This window comes from Caballeronia arationis (assembly GCF_001544975.2).
Lineage (GTDB): Bacteria > Pseudomonadota > Gammaproteobacteria > Burkholderiales > Burkholderiaceae > Caballeronia > Caballeronia arationis.
Genome location: NZ_FCOG02000196.1, coordinates 1 through 8,227, shown reverse-complemented (window position 1 = coordinate 8,227; position 8,227 = coordinate 1). Strand labels below are relative to the sequence as shown.

The following is an 8,227-nucleotide window of genomic DNA, read 5'->3' as shown; positions in this document are numbered from 1 at the left end:
CCCGCCAAGCTTTGCACGCAAGGCGTTCGCTGGCGGATTGTGCTCACGTTGCTGGACTGGAAGTGGTCGCCCCAGCAGATATCGGGCACACTTAGGCGGATGTATCCGACCGACCCGACCCAGCACGTATCGCATGAAACCATCTACACGGCTATCTACGCTCAGCCGCGCGGCGAATTGCGCCGCCAGCTGATTGCCTGCCTGCGCCACGGCCACAGCACCCGTATGTCCCGCACGCGTGGTACAGACCGACGCGGGCAGATTCCCGACATGGTCAGTATCCACGTGCGCCCGCCCGAAATCGAAGACCGCCTGCTGCCTGGTCATTGGGAAGGCGACTTTATCAAGGGCGCCGGAAATCAATCCTCTGTTGGCGTGCTGGTTGAGCGCACCAGCCGCCTGGTGCTGCTTGCCAAGATGCAGGACGCAACCGCCGCCTCTGCTCTGGCGGGCTTCTCGGCCAAACTCAATTCGATTCCCGAACCCCTGCGTCAGAGCTTTACGTACGACCAGGGCAAGGAACTCGCGCGGCATCAAGAACTCGCCGCCGCCACCGGCGTAAGCGTGTACTTCTGCGACCCGCACAGTCCCTGGCAACGCGGGACCTGCGAAAACACCAACGGATTGCTGCGACAGTACTTACCTAAGGGCACCGACCTCTCGGTCTACACTCAGGACGAGCTCGATGCCATCGCCGACAGCCTGAACAGCCGGCCGCGCGCAACCCACGCGTTCCATTCGCCATTCGAGGTCTTCGCTGCGACACTTGCCTCAGCGGGTCAACCTCAAAGCGCTAAACATTAACCCCCTCGTTGCACTTCGGTTTGAAACCGCCCACCGAAAGCTATGGCCTGGTGTTGCTTGATCTGGGATTGCCCGACATAGACGGCTTAAGCTTGCTCGCGAAACTTCGGAGCTCGGGCGATGCGCCCGCAACGATCATCATCACCGCGCGCGACTCGGTGCCGGAGCGCGTTGCTGGTCTGGACAGCGGTGCAGAGGATTATCTCATCAAGCCGTTCGCGCTGGACGAACTGCTCGCACGCATACGGGTGGTCAGCCGCCGCGCGCGAGGATGCATCCCGACCGTCCTAACAGCCGGGCCGCTGCGCCTGGACCCCGCGCAGCATCGTGTCTGGATACGAGACGTGCCCGTGGCGGTCACTGTTCGGGAATTCGCTCTCTTGCAGGAGCTAATGCGTAATCCAACAATGGTGCTTACGCGCGAACAGTTGGAAGACCGATTGTATGGCTGGAACGAAGAAATCGAAAGTAATGCCATTCAGGTACACGTCTACAATCTACGACGCAAGCTCACCGCCAATGCAATCCGGACCGTTCGTGGGGTGGGATATCAAATTGGAGAAGTGATGTGACATCGGGGTGGGCACGGTTCCGGATCTGGTTGATGTCGTCCTTACGCCGCCGGCTTTTACTCTGGCTGCTGCCCACCGCATTGCTATGCGGCGTTCTCGCTAGCGCAGCGACTTACTGGGGCGCGCTTAGCGAGTTGGATGAACTGCTCAACGATCAGCTCCAAGCGATTGCTCGCCACGTCGATGTGGACGACAACGGCCGTCTTACCTTGGCCGATCTGCGAGGAGAGCACCGTCTATCGGGCGAGCAGCCCCACGGCGTCTTACTGCAGGTATGGCGCGGCAACGCTGCCGTCTTTAGCAGCGATCCCGACGCGCGGCTTCCGCCTCCAAAAGTGCCTGGCCTCTTGGACCTGAAAGTCGATGGGCGGGTGTGGCATACGTTTGTGACGAGCAGCGGGGACACCCTCATCCGGGTCACACAAGTGCGTCGGGCTCGGCTGGAGGCGGTTGCAGAGATCGCCGTGCACCTCTTCTGGCCCGTGCTTTCGCTCATTCCCGTGTTGGCGGTATGTCTTTGGTTCGGCGTCGGCTATGGTCTACGGCCGCTTCGGCAGCTCGCCTGGGGGTTGCAACAGCGCGATGCAAATAACATGGACTCGATCGACACGGTGTCGATGCCCGTGGAGGTTAAGCCGCTTGTCGAGGCGTTAAATGGCTTGTTAGAGCGGCTCGATAAAGCTTTCACGGTACAACGACACTTTATCGCTGATGCCGCGCACGAATTGCGCACGCCGATCATGGGGCTCGGACTACAGGTCGGCTTGCTCCCGCAAGCGCTCAATGATCGCGAGCGCAACGAGATCGCCGCGCAGATCCAAGCTGGTACGACGCGCCTCGCGCATTTGGCCGAGCAACTCCTCACTCTCGCTCGACTCGCGCCCGATTCGCGCGCAATCGTCATGAAGGAAGTCAACCTTAGCGAGCTCGCACGCTCGGTTGTGGCTGAGCGCGCGCGCCTCTCCGCGGATCATGATATCGACCTCGGTTTGGTAGTCAGTACCGCAGTCGTAAAGGTCAAGGGGGATGGTGACTGTCTGCGAATACTGTTGAACAACCTGGTCGACAACGCGATACGGTATGCAGGAGCGCGGGCCACGATTGATGTCATCGTCCGTGAAGAAGTAGCGGCAGGCGGGCAGCGCGCGATCTTGGAGGTGAGTGATACGGGGCCGGGCATTGCAGAAGCAGAGAAATCGCGCGTCTGGGAACGGTTTTACCGTGGCAGTGCACGTGCGGCGCCGGGCAGCGGGCTCGGCCTCTCCATTGTCAAGGAAATCGCATTGCAACACGATGCAGAGGTCACGCTTGAAAGCGGCTCTCATGGGCGGGGCCTGACCGTGCGGTTGCAGTTTCCGGCGGCCGAGACCATTCGGTGATGGGGGTGCTCATTGTCACCGTCGTTGACTTGGCCACGATGATACAAATCAAATCGCAATGGCTTCACGACGAAGGATCGCACCCGGCCGACCCAGGGCAGACAGGAAAGCATTGCACATTGCAGACGGTTCGTACAACTAACGAAAACGCGTTTGTTTAATATGTCAATCCGATCGGGCTGACGTCATGGTTGCGTGACACGGTGTCCTGAGGCCCTGTTTCTCGGTCACTAAAACGAGACAGCCAGCTCGACGCCTGAATAGTCGACGCGGGGCGCAAGTCTGCGATGCGGACCCGGCTCGAAATGCACCAGGCCGTAACCTTCCATGGTCCGGAGGGTACGCGAGAGGTTGGACACCGCGCGACCGGTCTTCGCGGCCAGTTCGTCCAGGGAGCCTGGGTTTGTCTCAGCGATCGTCGCGAGCAATTCCCTGTTGCTTTCGGACAGCACCTTGGCCAGCGTTTCGAGCGACTGGAACCAGACTTTCGGCTCATCGGGCGTGGGCTTGTATTGGCCTTTCGCGATGGCGATGGTCCGGGCCTTGTATTCCTCGCGCGAGGCAATACCAACTTTCAGGATCTTGGTGTCTACAGTCATATCAGTTACTCCTTTCCTGCAAGATCGTTTCAACTTCCGCCCAGAAATCCTCGATCAGCTTGCCGGCGTCCTCATAGTCGTAGAATCGGACTCTTTCGCCCTTGTGCTTGTGGTCGTATTCGATCCGCGTTCGGGCTCCCGGTCCCGAGCCTTCGGTGATCCCATGCGCGTTGTCGAAGCCCAACAGGCGGGTGCCGTCCTCGGCATGGAGCGTCAGCGAATATTTAAGCCCATGCGGGCGCTCTGGCATCACGTCGCATTCCTTGACCTCAAACTTAACCCAGCATGTTTCGCTGCCATCGACGGCAAAGCGCTCGCCGTCCAGGGAAAAAAGCGCGTCCAAGCTGTGGTCACGATCGGTCATGCATTATCCTATCACTATCTGATAAGATAAGTCAAATCCATGGAATACTGCGGTCCGGTATCGCTCCTAGCCAGATCCGGTCTTACATAGATCGGCCATCGCGGTCGGCGATTGGTCCGCCGCGTCGGGCCGGGGTCGATCCTCAGCCACCGTCAAAGCCGGTATCACGACAACGGCAGCTTCCGAGTGTCCGGCGGCCATCCGTGACTCCGCGGCGCCCGGAAGGTCCCCGACTGAAGCGACCATTCCTACACTCTCGCGTTCCGCTGATACCGAACGACTGCGGCCCCGTCCACCGCTGAGGCCTTTGCGCATGATTATTTTTGCGACAGGTTGGCTCCAATCGCCGCCAACAACCCGCTCAATGAAACGGGTTTGCTAAGGTGCGCGTCGAATCCGGCACGCAATGCTTCCGCAGCGTCCTTGTCACGCCCGAATCCTGTCAGTGCAATAGCCGGGACCTTCGCCGTGCCCGGCAGTTTGCGCAACTTGGCGATGAGTTCGTACCCGCTCATCGTCGGCATGCCGATGTCCGAGATGATCAAATCGAATTCAGCGTCGGCTGCGACTGCGAGCGCGTTTTCCGGACTGGACTCGGCCGTTACGTGTGCACCCTCGAGCTCCAGCAACGTCCGGAACCCTTCGAGCCCTTCCAGCGAATCGTCAACCAGCAGGATACCCAGGCCTTTGAGGATGCTCGGACTCACCGCTTCCGCGGCATGAGTACGTGGCGCAGAGGGTGGATTCTTCGGCAACCGTAACCGGAAACACGCACTCTGGCCGAGACCAGCTGATTCCGCGTCGATCCGACCGCCATGCATCTCCACCAGTTGTTTGGTGAGGGACAAGCCAATACCCAGGCCGTTATTGTCCCGCCTCGCCCCGCCCTCCGCCTGGCTGAACATGTCGAATAATCTGGGTAGAAAATCAGGGCCGATGCCTTTACCCGAGTCTTTTACTTCTATGCAAGCGAAACGGTCCTCACCCCACAGCGTGACGCTAATATGGCCGCCTCGCGGTGTAAACTTCAATGCGTTGCGCACGAGGTTCCACAGCATCTGTTCGACGCGAACGGCATCTGCCTTGCCCACCAGCGGTGCATCTGTCCCTGAGACGGACACCGTAATGCCGTTTGCGCTCGCGTCCGTGCTGCAAGCCTCGATCACGGAACGAACCACGGCGGCCAGATCGACCGCGTCGTAGTGCAACGCGAGCTTGCCGGTACGCACGCGCGACAAGTCCGGCAGGTCATCAATGATTTTCGCCTGGCCCAGCACCGAGCGCTGAATCGCGTCGGCCGCGTCCTGAACCAGGGCGATGTCTTTGACTTCGGGGGCGCGGGTGAGAAGTTCCGCCTTCACGTGAATCAGGTTCAATGGGTTCTTGAGTTCGTGTGACAACACCGCGAAGAACTCGTCTTTCTGACGATTGACGGATTCCGCCTGTGCCCGGATCGCACGTTCAAGGGCCAGTTGCATCTGCTGCTGACTTTCGACACCTTTCCTGTCGGTCAGATCGCGGGCGATCTTGGCCAGCCCTTTGAAGCTTTCGCTGTCGATCCTGGTCATCACGCCACTGCAGTAGATTTTCCTGCCGTCCTTGCGCTGGTGCCACCGCTCGTCCTCCGCCCGTCCAACCGACTTGGCGGTTTCCCGTTCGGCGAGCGCAACCCCCTGCGCACGATCTTCTGGCGTAAAGATCAGATCTACTTGCTTGTCCATAACCTCCTGCTCTTCATAGCCAAACATGCGCTGCACCCTTGTTCCAACTCACGATCTTGCCGTCCAGTTCCTGCACGATGATGGCGTAATCGTCAGTGGTCAATGCAGCGAGCTTGAGGCGTTCCTCGCCCAAGCGGACTGCGGCCTCGGCTCGACGCCGCTCCGTTATGTCGATCAGCGTGAGCACCGCGCCGTCGATTCGGTCGTCCAGGGTGCGGTAGGGCAGCAGTCGAACGAGATACCACTCGCCGTCCGTCGTGCTGACCTCGCGTTGCGTGAGCTTGAGGGCTTCGAACGCAGCCTCGCATCCGAAGCCAGATCAGGGTAATTCAGGCGATGGGTCAGGTCGAGCAGAGGCCGACCGATGTCTGTTTCGATCAGATTAAACAGGCCAACCGCGGGCGCCGTATAGCGCTTGATGCGCATCGAGCGGTCCACGAAGATGGTGGCGATGCCTGTGGACGCGATCAGGTTCTGCAGATCATCGTTGGCCTTGGCGGTCTCCTCGACTTTGGCCTGGAGCGCGCCATTGACCGTGATCAGTTCCTCGTTGACCGACTGAAGCTCTTCTTTACTGGTCTCGAGTTCCTCGGTGGCGGATCGCATTTCTTCATTGATCGCCTGCAACTCGTCGTTCGACGCCCTCAGTTCCTCATTCGACACATTGGATTGCTCGACGCTCGATTGAAGCATTTCTTTGGTGCGGCGCAACTCGCTTTCAAGATGCGCGACCACCGGGTCGTGCCCGGCCTCGCCGTGAATAGGCGCGTCGGGTCGCGTTGTCTCGTCGACTTCGTCGAAGAAGACCGTGCAGAGCGCGACTGCGCTCTCTTCGTCCTGGAATGGACTCACTGTCATGTTCACATAGGAATGCGTCGCTCCGCGCGAAAAACGCACCCGTTCGGCACCTACGCTTTTGCCGGTTCGCAGCGCCTGAAAAAGCGCCGTGCGCAGTTCGAGGCGCAAATCCGGGTTCACTAGCGTCTGCAGATTGTACGAAGGCTCGCCCCCGACGTACCGCAGAAATCGGCCTATGTCGTCGGACATGTGCAAAATCTCTGCGTCCCGGTCGATCAACACGCTAGGCGGCGCATAACGTCCGATCGCCTGCTGATGGAGCTTTGCATACGACACCCTTGCCAGGTCGGGCGCCGGTGTCGTGACGAACGCGCGCGGCAACTCGGTCCGACTCCCTGTCACGGCGGGTGACGTGATCACGGGTACCTTCGCAGCGCGTGTCCTGGTTTGATAGATCCGATTCTTCTTGTCGATCAGGCAGAAGAGATCATCCGCGATGTCGGCCGATTCGGAACTTCCCAGAAACAGATATCCGCCAGGCTGAAGCGCGAAGTGAAAGGTCTCCAGCACCTGGCGCTGAACCGTCCGGTCGAGATAAATGAGCAGATTCCGGCACGAGACGAGATCGAGAAGCGAGAATGGTGGATCGCGCAAGACATTGTGAGCCGCAAACAGGACCTTCTCGCGCAGCGGCTTGTTGATGATGTAGCGGCTGCGCATGTGCGTGAAAAAATGGCGCAAACGTGCGGGCGGCACATCGGTCAGAATCGGCGCGGGGTAATTGCCCGCACGCGCTATTTCGATCGCCCGCTCGTCAATGTCGGTGGCGAAAACCTGCAGGATTGATGGCTCGGAGTCTTCTGCGATACGCTCACCGAGCAGCATGGCAAGCGAGTAAGCCTCTTCGCCCGTTGAACATCCCGCGACCCATACGCGTATTAGGTCGCCGTCGGCCTTACTCTTGATGATTTGCGGTACCACCTCACGCTCGACGGCTTCAAACGCCTCCCGATCGCGGAAGAAGTTTGTCACGCCAATCAGCATGTCCTTGAGTAATGCGCTCGTCTCGCCCAGATGTGTTTCGACGAATCGCTGGTAAGACGGCAGGTCGGGCAGCGTATTCACCTGCAGGCGCCGCTCGATGCGCCGCAGTACGGTCGCACGCTTGTAGTGACGGAAGTCATGGCCGGTGCGCGCCCGCAACGTTCTCAGAATCTGTTGCAATGCGCCCTTCTGCGGCGGATGTTCTCTGTGCATCGGGGGACGCGGCCATGGCGGACTGCTCGTCGTCCGCCGGTGGCAGCTTTATCGAACGGGCATTGGCACTCAGTTCAATCAGCTTTTGCGGCATGTCGCCCACGGGCAGCACGATGTCCACCAGACCGGTCGCCAGGGCGTTGGCCGGCATCTCGTCGTACTCGGCATCGTCCGGCGTTTGCGCCAGCGTGATTCCGCCACATTCCTTGATGCGCCCCATACCGACTGCGCCGTCACTGCCAAGGCCTGAAAGGATGACGCTGATCGCGCGCGTGCCATGCGCGTCCGCGAGACTTCGGAAAAACAAATCGATTGCCACCGGCCGCCCGCGCCCGCGGTTGGCCGGGGCGACGGACAGGCACCCGTCGGTCATCGACAGGGTAGTGGCCGGCGAGATCAGATAAATATGGTTCTTCTCGATACGCGTGGACTCGGCCATTTGCATAACTGGCATGTTGGTGACGCGTTGGAAAATGTCGTCAGCCTGACTTTGGTGCGTGGGCGAGAGGTGAAGCACAATCACGAAACTCATGTCTGGATCACGGGGCATGTGTTCGAAAAACCGGATTAGCGCCTGGATCCCGTGAACCGCCTCCGATTTTGCTGGACACGAATTTGGGGTAAAAGTGTGTCTGGAAACGGAGTTGAACATGCTGAAGAAGTCGAATGTCACTGAGGTTGTGCCGGGGGCGGTGGAAGGAGCGCGTAGCGCGACTGGAAGCGCCCCCGGCGC

Annotated in this window: 8 protein-coding genes and 1 pseudogene; 3 read left to right on the top strand and 6 right to left on the bottom strand. The window is 59.8% G+C overall.

Features of this window, described 5'->3' with window-relative positions:
- The 3 genes and pseudogenes from AWB81_RS38570 to AWB81_RS38560 form a co-directional block, all read left to right on the top strand.
- Nucleotides 1-804, top strand: an 804-nt coding sequence (locus AWB81_RS38570; RefSeq protein WP_062643389.1) for an IS30 family transposase, incomplete at its 5' end; no start/stop codon positions are given.
- 32 nt (nt 805-836) lie between these two features.
- Nucleotides 837-1,376, top strand: a pseudogene (locus AWB81_RS38565) (winged helix-turn-helix domain-containing protein); the annotation flags it as partial.
- A gap of 32 nt (nt 1,377-1,408) precedes the next feature.
- Nucleotides 1,409-2,755 carry a sensor histidine kinase gene (locus tag AWB81_RS38560; protein ID WP_062643387.1) on the top strand — a complete coding sequence of 449 codons (1,347 nt, stop codon included), beginning with the start codon at nt 1,409-1,411 and terminating at the stop codon, nt 2,753-2,755.
- Between the two features lie 230 nt (nt 2,756-2,985).
- Here the strand turns inward: AWB81_RS38560 and AWB81_RS38555 are convergent, their stop codons facing one another.
- From AWB81_RS38555 to AWB81_RS46625, 6 genes are all read right to left on the bottom strand, one after another.
- Nucleotides 2,986-3,354 carry an HVO_A0114 family putative DNA-binding protein gene (locus AWB81_RS38555; protein ID WP_062643386.1) on the bottom strand — a complete coding sequence of 123 codons (369 nt, stop codon included), beginning with the start codon at nt 3,352-3,354 and terminating at the stop codon, nt 2,986-2,988.
- Between the two features lies 1 nt (nt 3,355).
- Nucleotides 3,356-3,718 (bottom strand): toxin-antitoxin system TumE family protein, encoded by a 363-nt coding sequence (locus tag AWB81_RS38550; RefSeq protein WP_062643384.1) that lies wholly within the window; start codon nt 3,716-3,718, stop codon nt 3,356-3,358.
- A 317-nt stretch (nt 3,719-4,035) separates the two neighbouring features.
- Nucleotides 4,036-5,466 carry a hybrid sensor histidine kinase/response regulator gene (locus AWB81_RS47620; protein ID WP_235026133.1) on the bottom strand — a complete coding sequence of 477 codons (1,431 nt, stop codon included), beginning with the start codon at nt 5,464-5,466 and terminating at the stop codon, nt 4,036-4,038.
- Nucleotides 5,453-5,665 carry a PAS domain-containing protein gene (locus tag AWB81_RS47615; RefSeq protein WP_268811796.1) on the bottom strand — a complete coding sequence of 71 codons (213 nt, stop codon included), beginning with the start codon at nt 5,663-5,665 and terminating at the stop codon, nt 5,453-5,455. Before AWB81_RS47615 ends, AWB81_RS47620 begins: the two co-directional genes overlap by 14 nt.
- Entirely contained in the window at nt 5,614-7,461 is a 1,848-nt protein-coding gene (locus AWB81_RS47610) for a CheR family methyltransferase (protein ID WP_268811795.1), read from the bottom strand. The genes AWB81_RS47615 and AWB81_RS47610 overlap by 52 nt, the downstream gene beginning before the upstream one ends.
- Nucleotides 7,418-8,227, bottom strand: an 810-nt coding sequence (locus AWB81_RS46625) for a chemotaxis protein CheB (RefSeq protein WP_235026132.1), incomplete at its 5' end; no start/stop codon positions are given. The genes AWB81_RS46625 and AWB81_RS47610, both read right to left, overlap by 44 nt.

Bases quoted from the DNA above. Each gene is read 5' to 3' on its own strand.
- AWB81_RS38560 (WP_062643387.1), top strand. From the start codon at position 1,409: ATGTCGTCCTTACGCCGCCGGCTTTTACTCTGGCTGCTGCCCACCGCA.
- AWB81_RS38555 (WP_062643386.1), bottom strand. From the start codon at position 3,354: ATGACTGTAGACACCAAGATCCTGAAAGTTGGTATTGCCTCGCGCGAG.
- AWB81_RS38550 (WP_062643384.1), bottom strand. From the start codon at position 3,718: ATGACCGATCGTGACCACAGCTTGGACGCGCTTTTTTCCCTGGACGGC.
- AWB81_RS47620 (WP_235026133.1), bottom strand. From the start codon at position 5,466: ATGTTTGGCTATGAAGAGCAGGAGGTTATGGACAAGCAAGTAGATCTG.